The organism is Parasediminibacterium sp. HNIBRBA5674 (genome assembly GCF_056745525.1).
On record NZ_JBQWIE010000040.1, the window covers coordinates 16,959 to 32,635 of the forward strand.

Annotated in this window: 16 protein-coding genes; 7 read left to right on the top strand and 9 right to left on the bottom strand. The window is 36.4% G+C overall.

Going from position 1 to position 15,677, the window contains the following annotated elements; genetic code table 11:
• Nucleotides 1–21: 21 nt before the first annotated feature.
• The 5 genes from ACT9TX_RS15955 to ACT9TX_RS15975 all read right to left on the bottom strand — a co-directional run bounded on the left by ACT9TX_RS15955 (nucleotide 22) and on the right by ACT9TX_RS15975 (nucleotide 4,557).
• Nucleotides 22–498, bottom strand: coding sequence for a cytidine deaminase (locus tag ACT9TX_RS15955; protein ID WP_481339774.1), 477 nt, complete (start codon nucleotides 496–498; stop codon nucleotides 22–24).
• A 73-nt stretch (nucleotides 499–571) separates the two neighbouring features.
• A complete protein-coding gene (lepB, locus tag ACT9TX_RS15960; RefSeq protein ID WP_481339775.1) occupies nucleotides 572–2,068 on the bottom strand; it encodes a signal peptidase I in 1,497 nt (498 codons plus the stop codon).
• Nucleotides 2,069–2,256: 188 nt separating this feature from the next.
• Nucleotides 2,257–3,333, bottom strand: a complete 1,077-nt coding sequence (locus tag ACT9TX_RS15965) for an Ldh family oxidoreductase (protein WP_481339776.1) — start codon at nucleotides 3,331–3,333, stop codon at nucleotides 2,257–2,259.
• 35 nt (nucleotides 3,334–3,368) lie between these two features.
• Entirely contained in the window at nucleotides 3,369–3,866 is a 498-nt protein-coding gene (locus ACT9TX_RS15970) for an N-acetyltransferase family protein (RefSeq protein WP_481339778.1), read from the bottom strand.
• Between the two features lie 187 nt (nucleotides 3,867–4,053).
• Nucleotides 4,054–4,557 carry a single-stranded DNA-binding protein gene (locus ACT9TX_RS15975; protein WP_481339780.1) on the bottom strand — a complete coding sequence of 168 codons (504 nt, stop codon included), beginning with the start codon at nucleotides 4,555–4,557 and terminating at the stop codon, nucleotides 4,054–4,056.
• A 912-nt stretch (nucleotides 4,558–5,469) separates the two neighbouring features.
• Between ACT9TX_RS15975 and ACT9TX_RS15980 the strand changes: the two genes are divergently transcribed.
• The 3 genes from ACT9TX_RS15980 (at nucleotide 5,470) to ACT9TX_RS15990 (ending at nucleotide 9,580) form a co-directional block, all read left to right on the top strand.
• Nucleotides 5,470–6,174, top strand: a complete 705-nt coding sequence (locus ACT9TX_RS15980; protein WP_481339781.1) for a hypothetical protein — start codon at nucleotides 5,470–5,472, stop codon at nucleotides 6,172–6,174.
• A gap of 337 nt (nucleotides 6,175–6,511) precedes the next feature.
• Nucleotides 6,512–8,203, top strand: a complete 1,692-nt coding sequence (locus tag ACT9TX_RS15985) for a TldD/PmbA family protein (RefSeq protein WP_481339783.1) — start codon at nucleotides 6,512–6,514, stop codon at nucleotides 8,201–8,203.
• Nucleotides 8,204–8,242: 39 nt separating this feature from the next.
• Nucleotides 8,243–9,580, top strand: coding sequence for a TldD/PmbA family protein (locus ACT9TX_RS15990; RefSeq protein ID WP_481339784.1), 1,338 nt, complete (start codon nucleotides 8,243–8,245; stop codon nucleotides 9,578–9,580).
• A gap of 106 nt (nucleotides 9,581–9,686) precedes the next feature.
• Here the strand turns inward: ACT9TX_RS15990 and ACT9TX_RS15995 are convergent, their stop codons facing one another.
• From ACT9TX_RS15995 to ACT9TX_RS16005, 3 genes are all read right to left on the bottom strand, one after another.
• On the bottom strand, nucleotides 9,687–10,121 hold the full coding sequence (locus ACT9TX_RS15995) for a hypothetical protein (protein ID WP_481339786.1): 435 nt from the start codon (nucleotides 10,119–10,121) through the stop codon (nucleotides 9,687–9,689).
• The gene (locus ACT9TX_RS16000) at nucleotides 10,108–10,587 is read right to left on the bottom strand and encodes a hypothetical protein (RefSeq protein WP_481339787.1); all 480 of its coding nucleotides are present in this window, start codon (nucleotides 10,585–10,587) and stop codon (nucleotides 10,108–10,110) included. Before ACT9TX_RS16000 ends, ACT9TX_RS15995 begins: the two co-directional genes overlap by 14 nt.
• Nucleotides 10,588–10,678: 91 nt before the next feature.
• Entirely contained in the window at nucleotides 10,679–11,653 is a 975-nt protein-coding gene (locus tag ACT9TX_RS16005) for a LuxE/PaaK family acyltransferase (RefSeq protein ID WP_481339789.1), read from the bottom strand.
• 51 nt (nucleotides 11,654–11,704) lie between these two features.
• Between ACT9TX_RS16005 and ACT9TX_RS16010 the strand changes: the two genes are divergently transcribed.
• The 3 genes from ACT9TX_RS16010 (at nucleotide 11,705) to ACT9TX_RS16020 (ending at nucleotide 14,278) form a co-directional block, all read left to right on the top strand.
• Complete coding sequence (locus ACT9TX_RS16010; protein ID WP_481339790.1) at nucleotides 11,705–12,175, top strand: hypothetical protein; 471 nt, start codon at nucleotides 11,705–11,707, stop codon at nucleotides 12,173–12,175.
• Nucleotides 12,175–13,086 carry a UbiA prenyltransferase family protein gene (locus tag ACT9TX_RS16015; RefSeq protein WP_481339791.1) on the top strand — a complete coding sequence of 304 codons (912 nt, stop codon included), beginning with the start codon at nucleotides 12,175–12,177 and terminating at the stop codon, nucleotides 13,084–13,086. The genes ACT9TX_RS16010 and ACT9TX_RS16015 overlap by 1 nt, the downstream gene beginning before the upstream one ends.
• A gap of 61 nt (nucleotides 13,087–13,147) precedes the next feature.
• Complete coding sequence (locus tag ACT9TX_RS16020) at nucleotides 13,148–14,278, top strand: M42 family metallopeptidase (protein WP_481339793.1); 1,131 nt, start codon at nucleotides 13,148–13,150, stop codon at nucleotides 14,276–14,278.
• A 158-nt stretch (nucleotides 14,279–14,436) separates the two neighbouring features.
• Here ACT9TX_RS16020 and ACT9TX_RS16025 read toward each other — a convergent pair whose 3' ends face one another.
• A complete protein-coding gene (locus ACT9TX_RS16025; RefSeq protein WP_481339795.1) occupies nucleotides 14,437–14,964 on the bottom strand; it encodes a hypothetical protein in 528 nt (175 codons plus the stop codon).
• Nucleotides 14,965–15,057: 93 nt separating this feature from the next.
• Between ACT9TX_RS16025 and ACT9TX_RS16030 the strand changes: the two genes are divergently transcribed.
• Nucleotides 15,058–15,465, top strand: coding sequence for an RrF2 family transcriptional regulator (locus ACT9TX_RS16030; RefSeq protein WP_481339796.1), 408 nt, complete (start codon nucleotides 15,058–15,060; stop codon nucleotides 15,463–15,465).
• The last annotated feature ends 212 nt before the right edge of the window (nucleotides 15,466–15,677 follow it).

The window sequence follows — 15,677 nt, forward strand, 5'->3', positions numbered from 1 at the left end:
CTATTAAAAAAGTATAAAATTCTATTTCAAATCATCACCACCAAAACCCAAAGGCAATAGTAAAGATGCTTTTGCTATAATAAACACTTTGCCTTCTAAACCACTCAATATTAAACGCATCGGTTGTTTTACACGGGTTTCAAATTCAGCCAGCGTTTGTCTGCAAATACCGCATGGTGAAGCAGGTTTGTTGCTAATACCATTTTTATTATCGTAAGTAATAGCCATGGTATCTATGGGCATATTTGGGTACAAAGTAGATGCAACAGATAGCAAGGTTCTTTCTGAACAAATACCTACAGGATAACTCGCATTTTCTTGATTAGTACCACGCACAATCTCACCATTAGCTAGCATAGCAGCAGCCCCTACATGAAACTGTGAGTAAGGTGCATACGCATCTTTAGTTACATCTTTCGCCTGCTGTAGCAAGGCTGCATCTGCTGGTGTTAAATCATTAATTGAGTCGTAAACTTCGTATTCAAAACTTGATGTCATAAACCTAATGTGATGATGAGATAATTTGATGATGTGATAATAACCAATGACTTATTGACCATTGACTATTCACCTATTTAATAAACTTAAAAATACGGCTAAAACGTGGCCCATTTTCCCAGCTAAACCAAATAAATGACGCTTTACCTACCACATGCGTTTCTGGTACAAAGCCCCAATAGCGACTATCTTGGCTGCGGTGGCGGTTGTCGCCCATCATCCAATAATAATCGTATTTAAAAGTGTAAGTGGTGGTTTCTTTACCGTTAATGATGTATTTACCATTTACAATTTCAAACTTATTGGCTTCGTAATTTTCTATGGCACGTTTATACAGTTCTATATTGCTTGGCTGCAAAGTAATACTAGCGCCTTTTTTAGGTATCCATAATGGGCCAAAATTATCAGTCGTCCAGTTATGAAATGTATCGTAAGGATAAGTTGGTTGGTCTACTGGTACTCTTACAATGCTTGCAACAAAAGGTAGTTTTTTCACTTTCTCTGCATCTTCTGCACGCATGTTTAGTGTGTACGTAGAGTCGCTTAGTTTAGAAAATTCTAAGTTATCGTCTTCTTTTAACCAAAGGTTCAATTCATTTTTCAAATACTCTTCTGTAAAACCTGTACCATTTGTTTTTACAATATAGTCAGTTTGTGCATCTTTATAAGGTTGAGAAGCGGCACCATTTACATACAATAAACCATCTTTTATTTGTATCGTTTCGCCAGCAATAGCTACACAACGTTTAATGTAGTTATCGGTTTTATCCATTGGGTGTACCAAAATTTCATGTTCAGCCAATAATGCTTCACGGTTGCCTTTATACATTTGGCGCAGCACATCGTAATAAGGTACGGCAGAACCATAACCAATCTCATTAATAATGGTATCGCCAGCAGGAAAGTTAAATACTACCACATCGTTACGCTTAATAGGTGTGTAACCTGGTAATCGGTCGTACTTTAATTGTATCCAAGTAAGGTAAGATGGCTTGGTAAGTGAAAACGGTAAAAAATTATGTACAAATGGAAAAGCCAATGGCGTTTGCGGTACACGAGGGCCATAAGCCACTTTATTTACAAACAAAAAGTCGTTAATGCGCAAAGTTTTTTCCATACTACCAGTAGGTATTACGTAGGCTTCAAACACAAACGAGCGAATAATTGTAGCTGCTACAATAGCAAATACACCAGCATCAATCCATTCTCTACTTACAGGTTTATGGTAATGTTTTAAAGTTTCTTTGCCATACCATTTTTCTTTATCAGAAAAACCTAAATAAGGAAAATAAACAAAAGGTAAAAACACCGTTAGCGTGTGGGCCAAAAGGTTGACTTTTTTAAAATGCATTACCCAAATAATGGTAATCCAAATGGTAATAAACTGGCCAGCAATAGGAATTAATTGTAGCCAAAACCAAGTTTTCTTTATCTCACATTTTTCTACAATCAACCAAGTATTGTAAAAAGGTACTAAAGCCTTCCAAGGTTCTAAACCTGCTTTTTTAAACATGCCATACATACCAACATGCCAACCGATAGTACCTACAATAAATAAAATTATGCCCATGAGTATTTTTTAAGTGTCACAAAAATAAAGGTATCAAGCACCAATAGTATGCATTTAATTTGTTAAGAAAAGCCTGCAATGCACGAATAACGACGAATTACACGAATTGAATACTGCCTGTAAATGTTTTACACAATTAATTTCACCCGTATTTATCTTCTCAATCAGTGTTATCCGTGTCAATATCATTATAAACTAACACCAAACTTAGCCCCTACTTGTGTTAAATCATCTACCACAGATTGCAGCAAAGGAATGCCTTCTACCATTCTTATGGCTGTCATTTCTCGTTCAGGATCACCAGGAATTAATACTTTCTCGTGACCTTGTGCAGGTTTTGCGTTTCTAAATCTACCAATCCAATTATCCATATGGCTTTTAAATTCGTCGGCTGGTCTAAAGGCATCCACACGCATCGCACCAAAAAAATGCCCCAAACCTTGCCCCGGTTGATTGTCTGGCATAGCAATATACGCAGGAAAAGGTGGTGCCCAAGGGCCATAACTAGCACCGCTTAGTACCGCAGAAAAAATATCTACAATGCTACCCAATGCATAACCTTTATGGCTACCATGTTCTCTATCGCTACCAAGTGGCAATAAAGCACCTTGCTTTTTCAAAATATTAGCATCATTGGTGGTATTACCATCTTTGTCTTGTACCCAACCTTCTGGCGTATCGGCGTTTTTGCGTTGCAAAATTTCCAGCTTACCATTGGCTGCTGTTGTAGTTGCAAAGTCAGCCACAAAAGCTGGTTGTTCATTAGCAGGTATAGCCACAGCAATTGGGTTTGTGCCTAACATTTTCTCTATACTAAACGTTGGCGCTACCAAAGCACTTGCATTAGTCATAGCCATACCAATCATATCATGTTGCAAAGCCATCATGGCATGATAACCTGCAATACCAAAGTGATTACTATTTTTTACACTTACCCAACCGGTGCCTACATTTTTAGCCTTATCTATAGCTACTTGCATAGCATAAGGCGCTACTACCAAACCCAAACCTGCATCACCATCTATTACAGCAGTAGAAGGCGTTTCGTGTACAATACGAATGTTAGGTGTAGCATTTATGCGTTTTGCTTCCCATAGGCGTACATAACCACTTAGGCGTGCCACACCGTGGCTATCAATGCCTCTAATATCGGCTGACAATAACGCATTGGTGGCAGTAGCAGCATCGGTAGTACTACAGCCCATTTGTATAAAAACAGATTCTGTAAATTGGTATAAATGCTGGAAAGAAAATGTTTGCTCCATCAAATAAAATTTTAGTAGTTGCTGCGCATTAAATATTAGTACAAGCGTTTGCCCACAATGGTTAGGCTTCTTTCTATATCATCCATCACAGCAATATTTTTTAAATTACCCCATTGTTCAAAACCTAGTGATACAAACAAATTGAGGCTTGGTGTATTGTGTGTAAAAATAAAGCCTAGCAAGGTATGTACTTGATAATTTGCAGCTGTAGCCATAGCATGTTGCAATATTTTTTTACCGTAACCTTTGCCTCGTTGTTGTTCATCTATATAAATACTTATTTCGGCTGTACCATTATAAGCTGGCCTGCCATAAAAGTCCTGCAAGCTCATCCAACCAATTAATGTCGCATCATCATACACCATTAGTAGCGGTCTTGTGTCAGGGTTATGTTCGTGAAACCAAGCTAGTTTGCTTTCTACACTTACAGGTTCAGTATCTGCTGTTACCATTCTACCTTCAATGGTGCTGTTATAAATCGCTACTATGGTTGGTAAATCTTCAATTCTTGCATCAGAAAATTGTAAAGCCATGCTTTTGTAAGTTGTTATTTTGGTATTGCTTATAAATTAAAAATGGTCACTTTTCAGTAACCATTTTCTCGTCAAAGATAGTTTGTAAAGAAGTATAAAATGTCTCGCTGATGTCGCAAATCTCACAGATAAAAGTCCTTGTTCATTAAATATCTGCGTTTATCTGCGCAATCTGCGAGAACTAAAATTAAAACGGTAAATCATCCAAAGGTTCTGTTAGTTCAGCGGCCGATGGTGCAGCAGGACGATTAAAGTTTTGCTGCGGTTGTGGCTGATACGCCTGTTGCGGTGGCACTTGTTGGTAGCTTTGTTGCGGTGCCGCTTGCTGATAATTATTGTTGTTATTATAATTACCACCGCCATTATCACCTTCAGCTTTACCACCTAGCAATTGAATATTTAGCACACGCAACGTTAAAGTAGCACCATTTCTACCATCGTTAGTGGTATAGGTTCTTATATCAGGGCTACCTTCTGCATATACTTGTGTACCTTTTTTTAAGTAAGGCGCTATGGCCACTCTATCAGTCCAGTAAGCACAATCTACCCAAATGGTTTTATCTTTTTGGTTGCCTTGTGCATCTCTCAATTTTTCAGTATGTGCAATAGAAAAGTTAATTACCGATTTGCCGTTGGCATTGTTTACCACAGCATCTTTTCCCAAATGGCCAATAACGTTAAGTTTAATCATAACTAATAAATTTATGTTTGTGCATTAAATAAGGAGAATAAAAATAAGAAAAAAAATAATAGCCCTCTAACAGTGCCACCAAGCTTTTACCCACATTTTTAAATTTTATGGCACCAGCTATATATTTTCAATTGAGCATCGTTGCATCGCACACTGCATCGGTTAGATACTTTATTCAGCCTAAAGCGAATTTATAATGAGTGGCTTGTGTCTTAACAAGCCACTGTTGTTTTCGCTAGTTTTTCTCTTATTTTCTTTACACTGATGTAGCCACTGTAAAGGGTAAACACAACTAACATTAAGTAGATATAGAGCGGTATGTTTCTACCCACAACCACTAATAGAACAACTGTATTAATAGTAACAAACCCATTTGGTATAATGCCAAATGCGTTTGTTGTTTTATAATTTATTTCCAAAAGTGGAAATACACTACACTAAGTCATTGGCACTATTTCTAAAACTAGAAGTATACCATGTCAGTTAATTTGCCATATTTCTAAAACTGGAAATACACTACATCAAATAATTTGCCGTATTTCTAAAAGTAGCAATATACTATATCAACTAATTTGCTCTATTTCCAAAAAAGGAAATACGTTACATCAACTAATATACCTTATTTCTAAAAGTGAAAGTATATTACATTAGCTAATTTGCCCTATTTTCAAAAGTGGAAATACAACACATCAAGTTATTTACCCTGTTTGCAAAAATTACAAGTTAATAATACACACATGTAGAGGTACTGCACAAGATGATTAAACAAATGGTTGCCACATGCTAAATATCTAAACTATCACCATCTGTTACAAGCAAGCGCATCATTAATAATTTTTTTCTAAAAAACACATACAAAATAAGTTTTACTACAAATTATTTAATACATTAGCATAATTAAAACTAAATACTATGATGTCGCTTGAACGCTTCTTCGAAAACTTATTTGATGACCCAAAAATTAGTCGCCAAACACTTCGCAAGTTTACAGAAGACCACTTGCAAAGACTAGCCGTACAAAACACCAATAATGTGTACGATGATTTATTAAACAGTACAGAAACTGCTTACGAAAACTATTTTGGTGCATTAACAGATAGAGATACCAGTTTTGCCTTGCAACAAAGCCGCACCAAAAGCATGAATAATGTGGTGGCAAATTTTCAAAAAATATTACGCTTACGTGAAGGCTTGGTAAGCAACTATTTTCCTAAAGATACACCTGAATATTTAGAGTTTTTTCCTGCGGGCTTAGATGAATACAACCGAGCCACTTTGCTAAATGCAGAAACCTTAATGAATAGAGTAGTTACTGCATTTACCGCACACACAGCTACGTTTGGCAATACTACCGTTACAGAATTTACCAATTTTCTCACCCAGTTTAAAGCCGCCCGTGGTACGCAACTGCAACAAAAAGGTAAAGTAAGCGATGCCACTGAAACCACCGAAGCTACTCGTACCATATTAGAAATACAGCTTACTACTAATGTACTTAGCATTGCCCTTAAAAACATAGGCAACCCACAAGCTGCTACATCTTTTTTTGACCAAAGTATTTTGGCGGGAAAAAGTAGTGATGGTGGGGAAGAAAAGAAGGTGGATGAGGGGAAGTAAAAAATGAGAAGCCTGTAAGTTAGCTGGATTATCTATTACCCTTTTTCGCCATTGTTGGTATGTCGGGCAGCCAAGTGTGCAAGCATACCAACAATTTATTAGTAGTACAACATTTACCTTGATATGCTTCCCCAAGAATCGGGGCAGGCAGTGTATCAGCATGACTACCGTTGTGCCCTTTGCCTTCTTTGTTTCTTTGTGTGAAAAAATCTACGCCACAATAAAAGCCCAAACTACATTTTATGGCCGCAGTGTGCGACGCAACAACTGCATCATAGTACCACAAAAGCTGGTTACATAAAAAATATGATAAACGGTTTTAGGTTTTAAAAACACAATGTTTATCTTACCACCATCATTCACTAACCAAAAAGAAGGAGACCACACTTTGAGACGTAAAGACTTCTTACAACTATCTGCAATGGGCTTAGGTGCTGTAATGCTGCCTAATACCAACTTGCTTGGCAACCCAATAGATGTTGCCGATTTACTTGCCCCAGGCATTGATGTTGCTGCAAAAAAAGTGTTGGCCGATGTGGCTTTAAACACGGCTAAAAGCAAAGGCGCAACGTATGCCGATATTAGAATAGGCCGCTACTTGAGTCAGGCTATTGCAACGAGAGAAAACCGTGTACAAAACGTATCTAATGCCGAATCTTTTGGTGTGGGTATTCGTGTTTTGGCCAATGGTTGCTGGGGTTTTGCTGCTACCAACGATGTAACGAAAGAAGGTGTTGCGAAAACTGCTGAACGTGCCGTTGCTGTTGCAAAAGCCAATGCAAAAATTACTGATGCACCTGTACAACTAGCACCACAAAAAGGTTATGGCGAAGTAAGCTGGAAAACGCCAATTGAAAAAAGTGCATTTGAAGTGCCTATTAAAGAAAAAATAGACTTGCTACTGAATGTAAATGGTATAGCCATGAAAGGTGGTGCAAGCTTTGTAAACTCTAGCATTTTTGCCATTAACGAGCAGAAGTATTTTGCATCTACCGATGGTAGCTATATAGACCAAGATATTCATCGTTTGTTCCCAAGCTTTAACATTACCAAAATTGATAGAGCTCAGGGCAAATTTGAAACGATAAAATCGCTTAGCTCACCAGTAGGTATGGGTTACGAATACCTAACCTGTGGCGCAGCAGATAAAGTAGGCGGTATAATTACACGCTACAAAAACCGCTACGATATTTTGCAAGATGTTACAGAAGCAACGGCCGCTGTTAATCAAAAAATAAATGCCAAATCTGTAGAACCGGGTAAATACGATTTGATTTTAGATCCATCGCATTTATGGTTGACCATTCACGAATCGGTAGCGCACCCAACAGAACTAGACCGTGTGCTTGGCTACGAAGCTAACTATGCTGGTACTAGCTTTTTAACCATGGATAAACTGAAAAGCGGCAACTTTAAATTTGGTAGCGATAAGGTAAACGTAGTAGCTGACAAATTGCAAAAAGGTAGCCTTGGTGCTGTAGGTTACGATGATGAAGGTGTAGGTACTAAACAATGGGATATTATTAAGAATGGTGTATTGGTAAATTTTCAAGCGATAAGAGATCAAGCACATATTTTAGGCTTAAAAGAAAGCCAAGGTTGTTGCTATGCACAAAGCTGGAACGATGTGCAGTTTCAACGTATGCCAAACGTATCGTTAATGCCGGGTAAAGAAAAACTAAGTGTAGACGATATGATTAAGAACGTAGAGAAAGGTATTTACATTATTAATGATGGTTCGTTCTCTATTGACCAACAACGTTATAATTTTCAATTTGGTGGACAGTTGTTCTACGAAATTAAAAATGGTAAAATTGTAGGCATGTTAAAAGATGTTTCTTACCAAGCAAACACAAGAGAGTTCTGGAATTCTTGCAGTGCCATTGCAGATGAAAGCGACTACCGCTTGGGTGGTGCATTTAACGATGGTAAAGGGCAGCCTTCACAATCTAATGCCGTATCGCATGGTAGTAGTACCACTCGCTTTGATGGCGTAAATGTGATAAACACAGCAAGAAAAATCGGGTAAACTAAATCCATTAATCAACATCATTTAACACTAACATAAATGGCAATTTTAAATAAAGAAGAAGCAAAAAAACTGCTAGAAAAAGTACTGAAGTACTCTAAGGCAGATGAATGCGAAGTGATATTAAATGGTAGCGAAGGCGGTAATATTCGCTATGCACGTAATGCAGCTTCTACATCAGGCGATATCAGCACCATGACGCTATCTGTTAATTCTATTTTTGGCAAAAAATCTGGTTCAGCTAACATTAATGAGTTTGACGACGCAGCACTTGAAAGAGTGGTAAGACGTGCAGAAGAACTAGCGCAACTAGCACCAGAAAACCCTGAAAGAATGCCTTTGCTTGGGCCTAATACATTTAAAGATGGTATAGGTTACGATGCAAAAACAGCCGCTATGACACCTGCTACTAGAGCAGAATTAGTAGCAAAAAGTATTGCTGTGGCAAAAGAAGCAAAGCTAGAAGCAGCTGGCTTTTTAGAAAACACAACCTCTTTTACAGCAGTACTAAACTCAAAAGGTTTATTTGCTTACGATAAAAATACAGACGTTACTTTCTCAGTAACTACACGTAACGCAGAAGGTACTGGTTCTGGCTATGCTGCTAGAGGTTTTAACGATGTGAGCAAGCTAGATACATTTACTGCTACTAAAATAGCTTCACAAAAAGCTAATGGTTCTGCAACAGCAAAAGCTATTGAACCGGGTAAATACACAGTTATTCTTGAGCCAGTAGCAGCTACTTACATGCTAGAAAATATGTTTAGAGGCTTTGACGCAAGAACAGCTGATGAAGGTAGAAGCTTTATGAGCAAACCTGGTGGTGGTAACCGCTTAGGTGAGCAATTGATGGATGAAAAAGTAACCATCTATTCAGATCCATTTAATACTGAATTACCTGGTGGTACTTGGAGCCGCGAGGGTCAGCCACTAGAAAGAATGAACTGGATAGAAAAAGGTGTTGTAAAAAACTTAAGTTATTCAAGATATTGGGCAGAGAAAAAAGGTGTAAAGCCTGTACCGTTTCCTAGCAATATTATTATGCAAGGTGGTGATGGCGGTAGCGTTGAAGACATGATTAAAAGTACCGAGAGAGGAATTTTGGTGTCACGTCTTTGGTATATACGCTTAGTAGATGCTCAAACATTATTGCTTACAGGCCTTACACGAGACGGAACTTTTTACATTGAAAACGGAAAAATTAAACACCCTGTAAAAAACTTCCGCTTTAACGAAAGCCCGATTATTATGTTGAATAATGTAGAAGCTTTAGGTAAGGCTGAAAGAAGCATTAGTGTTGAATCGTACAGAAGTTATTTAATCCCACCAATGAAGATTAAAGACTTCACGTTCAGCTCTTTATCAGACGCTGTGTAAACAAATTATTATTGTTTTATAAAGAATACAATGGCAATAAAATGGGGATACAAATTGTATCCCCATTTTATAAAACATGATATTCGATAATTCTATTAAGATAAAATTAAGAGTTCGCTGCTATTTCTTCTTTAGTGCAACAATGCTTTTTAATAATTTGCATTAGCGCTCTTGCCTTATTTGCAATTTCTTTATCATTCTGATAATTTTTATACCTTGAAGTCATTGACATGTCTAGCAGCCAATCATAATCATCAGCTATTTCTAAGCATTTTTTTGCAACAAGGTCAGATAATAGTTCATGCTTACTCAATCTCTTGGGATTATTATAAGATGAAAATTGATCAATGCTTTCAATAGCAATTTTTTTACCTGCAATCCCTTGAACATCAAAAGGGAATATTTTATAAGAAACAAAATGTAGCGCAGAATAAAAAGCAGTCGTTATTATCCAATCAGAAAATTCCTGCCTAATTTCTAAATAATTACATACACTTTCATTATGTAAGGCATGTCTCAAACGGTCATTATTTTTTTTCATACTTCATAAAATAGCCGTCTGCTAGTAAACAATGTTCATCAAAATTATCAGAAATAGGAGTAAAAGAGAATGTAATATAAAATTTCTCACTTTCCGACTCGGTTCTGATTTTTCTAGAAATAGTATAGACTTTTCTAAATGAGTCAGAAACAAAATCTGTGTTTTTTACAAAAAACAACGCTTTATACTTTGTAATATCGTCTGCCTTTAAATGTATCTCCAGTGGAGTTATGTTATTCTTCAATACCTCCTTAAAAAGCTTTTCAGAAAGATCAGCGGCCTTATTTATATTTTCTTTTAGTTGTGTGGAAAGAATACGATAATGTTCATTTTGACCTGCTTCTTTGCCTTTCAAAAAAGCGTCAATTAAATCATCGCCAGTATATACGTCTTCACTTTTTTCCCAATTTCTTGGTATAGAAGATTTTGTATTTGAAACTGTTTTTTTTATTTGCGTAGTTGCCATATTTATTTTTGACAGTTGCGAAGATAAGAATGAACATTGAAAAATAATTGGTTTATTTCAATATTAGACAGCGAAATAAAGCTCACGATAATTATACCACCAATAAACTGCATCCACGTATATCGCTGTTATCTAATCTGCCCCAAACTTCAAAACTTCCATCTTCATGTACCACACCTACATCTTCTGTAGCTATAAAACTACAACTGTAAATGTTGGCTAAATCTATCACGTTTAAAACGCCTTTACCACTAGTTTTTACACTCAATGGGTCTTCTTCATCACGTACCAAAACTTTCATCCACGGCGGGCAAATAAATTTACCATCACCTTTGCTATAAGCTTGGCTCAATAACTCAGTCATCCCATATTCTGAATGTACTTTTTTTACCCCCAAACCATTGGAAATAATAGCATGTACTTCTGCTCTAGTTAACTCTTTTCTACGCCCTTTCATGCCACCTGTTTCCATTAATACTGTGTGTTGTAGTTGCATGGGATAATTTTCAGCAAAATCAAGCAGGGCAAAGGTTACGCCTATTAGCAAGGTCTTTTGTTGTTTGTTTTCAAGTTGTTGTAAAGTGCTAGCCAACTTATCAAATTCATTCAGATAAAAACCACTGTCTGCATGATTACTCAACTTAATTAAAGCATCTACCATCATTACCAAAGAAGAATTATTACGCTCTAAATATGATGGCAGCAAACCAATGATACACCACTCATTAATATTGCCATAAAACAATTCAAAAGCTTTGATAAAACTTTGTTCGTAAATGGTAATATCTTTTACCAAATGCTTGCTATTAATGGTTTGCGTAGTACCACTACTTTCAAATATTTGTTGCGGCTCAAACAACGTTGTGGTAATAGTATGGCTCTTAAAAAAAGAAATGGGAAGAAAAGGCGGTTGACAGTCGACAGTCGACTGTCGACTGCTTAACAAATCGCACCATTTTGCATAAACTTTGTTATGTTGGTATTGAAATTGAAACACTTCGGTAGCCAAACTATCAAAGTCATTATCGGTAAGTGAAAAAATATTGTTAATGATGTTTGACTGCACGATGAACTGTTGAGATAATGTAACTAAATTTGAAATCTATACTAAGGACTTATGAAAGCAAAAATATTGATACTGTTGATAATTACGCTAGTTATTAATGCTTGCAGTAAAGAGGTAAATGGCGGTAAGCCGCAATTAAGTTTTAGTAGTGTAAGCGCTACAACCATACCGCTCAATAGTGTAGTAACGTTCAATCTTATTTTAAAAGATGCAACTACTGGTACTACCAACGATACGTTGTTTATTGCGAGAAAATTTTACACTTGCCCATACATTACCAAAGACACGAGTTTTGCTATAATACCTACTTACAACGGTGTTAAAAATCAAAAAGCAAATATTGAATACACTTTTCAATATGGTAGCGGTGGCCATTACAATGGCTGTATTAATACTGGCAATGGTGGTGCTGGTAATGCGCTACGTACAGATTCTCTAAATTATTATTTCTGGGTAAAAGATGCTTTTGGTAATACTAGCGATACTGTAGTCTCTCCAAAAATTATTTTATTAAATAGATAATGCCACATGACAATAATCTTATAAAAGCCATATTCTTTGGTAACTATTTTTATGGGTTATGTGCGGTTACATTATCTATTGAGGCTGCGTTGCAACAGTTTGTTTCTATAAATACTTTTACTTACTACATCGCTGTATTTGCAGTTACAACACTCTACTATACTTATGCCTATATTTCTATTAATGTAGCCAATCCTCATAACAAACGTGCTGTATGGTATTTGCATCACAAGAAAGCCATGCACTGGTCGCAAATTATTCTAACCATTGTGTTTACCATTTGCGCAGTAAAATTGTTACAAAATCTGTGGTCACATTTACCTAACATTTCAACTACAGAATGGATAATTATATTAGCTACCCCTACTTTAGCTGCAATGTATTACGGTATTAATTTACCAATACTTACTACTAAAAATTTAAGACAACTAGGTTGGCTAAAACCATTCATTATTGGCTTCGTATGGGCAGCAATGGTTACAGTATATCCTGTTATTTATGACCACATAATTCACAACACAGCTTTCCAAATTACGCTACTTAGCACCTTGTTGTTTATCAAAAATTTCATGTTTGTAACAGTGCTTTGTATCATGTTCGATATAAAAGATTATGCCGCCGATCACAACCAACAACTTAAAACATTTGTGGTACGTGTAGGCTTAAGAAAAACCATTTTTTACATCATAATTCCGCTAAGCATCATTGGATTATCTACCTTTATATTGTTCGCAACATATAGGCAATTTCCTTTGTTACGTATACTTATCAATACCATACCATTTTTATTGCTCATCATTGTATCGTATTCTTTGCATCGTCGTAAAAGTATTCTCTACTATTTAGCAATTATAGATGGGCTGTTATTGGTAAAATCGATTTGTGGCATCACAGCAATGCTGTATTTCTAGTACTCGAATTATTCGTGTAATTCGTGCAATTGTTTTTAATTCGTGAAATAAAATAAACACTATGGCAAAAGCTAAAAAAGAAGTAGAAAAAAAGAAGGTAAAGGCGAAAAAAATTGTTACCGAAACCTCACTAGCATTTTTTAAAAATTATATCAACACACCGTCACCAGTGGGTTTTGAAAGTGGTGGACAAAAGCTTTGGGTAGATTATGTAAAGCCTTATGTAGATGAATATTTTGTAGATCCTTATGGCACCGCTGTAGGTGTTATCAATCCTAAAGCACCGTTTAAAGTAGTAATCGAAGCGCATTGCGATGAAATCAGTTGGTTTGTAAACTATATTAATGCAGAAGGCTTAATTTATCTAAAACGTAATGGTGGTGTCGATCATCAAATAGCACCAGCTATGCGTGTGTTTATTCATGGCAAAAAAGGGCCAGTAAAAGCAGTGTTTGGTTGGCCAGCTATTCACACACGTTACAGCAATCCTGAAGCAAAAGAGCCTGTTGCAAAAGTGGACAATCTTTGCCTTGATTGCGGCGCAAGAAGCAAAAAAGAAGTAGAAGAATTAGGTATTCATATAGGTGCTGTGGTTACCTATCAAGATGGTTTCGATGAATTAGCGAATGGCTATTACATTGGTCGTGCTATGGATAATCGTGTTGGTGGTTTTATGATTGCTGAAGTTGCACGTTTACTAAAAGAAAACAATAAAAAACTGCCTTACGGTTTATACGTGGTAAATGCTGTTCAAGAAGAAATTGGCCTTCGTGGTGCCGAAATGATTGCCCGCAGATTAAAGCCAAACGTTGCTATCATTACCGATGTAACGCATGATACACAAACACCAATGATTAGCAAAATTATTGAAGGTGATGTTGCTTGTGGCAAAGGCCCTTCACCATGTTACGGCCCTGCGGTACACAATAAGTTATTACAGTTTGTACAAGATGTTGCAGAAAAGAAAAACATCCCTTTGCAAATGCGCACCGTAAGTCGCAGCACAGGTACAGATACCGATAGCTTTGCTTATGCAAATGACGGATGCCCAAGCGTGTTAATTTCTATCCCTTTGCGTTACATGCACACAACTGTAGAAATGCTACACAAAGACGATATCGAAAGTACCATTCAATTAATGTACGAAACCTTGTTAGCATTAACACCAGAAACTAATTTGAGTTATTTGTAGAAAGGAGTTTTGTTTCACAAGCTGTTGTACAAATATTTGGCGCCTGTTGTGTCACTCACTTGTACGTTCTTATCGCTATTCTACTTTTCCTACAATATAAATAAAACACAATAAAAAGGTCGCCACTTGGCGACCTTTTATTTTTTAAACAATTTAATTTAAAACTTAACCGAAAAACCTACTTTAAATAACAACGAATTATAGTTGATAGTAGGTGTAGCAGCAGATTGATAACTCGTATAAGCAGCACCTACTTCAATCAAATGAATAATTTTAACGCCAGCACCTACCTCGTATAAAAAATTAGAGCCACTTACATTGCCTTTACTGTAGCTTTCCATCGCAGTACCAATCTGACCATTTACAAATAGCTTACCAACTAAATAACGTCTCACACCAAATTTAATAGGTATCACATTCAAGTCGCCATAAGTGGTAGTATTAGTAGCAGCTAGATAGTTAACATAGCCAGTACTACCTATTATCACAGTTTTACCAATGGCATAACCGCCACCTATTTCAAACCCTGAACCATTAGCAAAATTTTTTGTAAAGTCAGTTCCTTGCGGTGCAGTAAAGGTAAAATTACCATACACCAACCCTTTTCGAGTTTGTGCATTCACAAAATTTACACTAGCAATTACTAACAATAAAACAGCAAAACAGAAATTGTGTATCTTACGCATAATCTAAAGTGATAAGTATTTCAAAGAAAACAATAATAATCGTAAACACCTTAGTATTTTGCAGTAATAAAATGTTATAATTCTATGCTCTCAATGAAAACCCAATACGCTTTTAAAGCATTAATGTATTTAGCCCAAAAAGATGCTAGTGGTCCAGTACTAATTGCAGAGATAGCAGATAAAAAAAATATACCTTTAAAATTTTTAGAGAACATACTTCTTGAACTTAAAAAAGCAGGCGTTCTTGACAGTAAAAAGGGAAAAGGTGGTGGCTATTTCTTTAACGAAAATCCTTCTAAAATAAAACTAGCACGTGTTATGCGCCTTATCGATGGTCCGATAGCGCTATTGCCTTGTGTAAGTATTAACTTCTACCAGCAATGTAAAAACTGCGATGAAAAAACATGCGGCTTAAGTGAAGTTATGAAAGAAGTGAGAGATGCAACCTTAAGTATACTAGAAAATAAAACAGTGGCTGATATATCTCAAATATTAAAATAGACATTTGCCCACTTCCATTTAATGATATACTTTCGTTTCTATGCATCACAATTCGTGGTGCATTGTTGTTTTGTGGTTGTATGATGGGGTTAGGCGTTAGGTGATTTCGTGGGGAGTTGCTGTGGTTGAGGTATGTACATAAAAAAACCTCTAACAATTTGGTTTGTTAGAGGTTTTAAATAAATATGGCAACTACCTACTCTCCCGGCGTA